This window comes from Streptomyces sp. NRRL S-920 (assembly GCF_000717945.1).
In the GTDB taxonomy this organism is placed as follows: Bacteria; Actinomycetota; Actinomycetes; order Streptomycetales; family Streptomycetaceae; genus Streptomyces; species Streptomyces alboniger.
On record NZ_JODF01000165.1, the window covers coordinates 1 to 368 of the forward strand.

Below are 368 nucleotides of genomic sequence, written 5' to 3' on the forward strand. Positions count from 1 at the left end.
TCGCGGGTGATGCGGGTCAGCAGGCGGGTCTTGCGGCCCAGCGGGCCGCGCTGGGTGTTGCCGTGCATCGGATCGCACAGCCAGATCACCGGATGCCCCGCCTCACGGACAGCGGCCATCAACGGCGGCAGCCACTCCTCGACACGATCCGCGCCCATCCGGGAGATCAGCGTCAGCCGGCCCGGCGTGCGGTCCGGGTCCAGGACCGAACAGAGCTGCGTCAGCTCCGCGGGCGTCATCGTCGGACCCACCTTGCAGGCCACCGGATTCTGCACCCGGGCCAGCATCTGCACATGCGCACCGTCCAGCTGACGGGTGCGGTCCCCGATCCACGGCCAGTGCGTCGAGGACAACAGCAAACCCTGCCG

1 protein-coding gene is annotated in these 368 nt (G+C 70.4%); it reads right to left on the reverse strand.

Annotation, left to right across the window (positions count from 1 at the left end):
- On the reverse strand, nucleotides 1–368 hold a 368-nt coding region (locus tag IG54_RS0137350), incomplete at both ends, for a 3-deoxy-7-phosphoheptulonate synthase (RefSeq protein WP_037898490.1).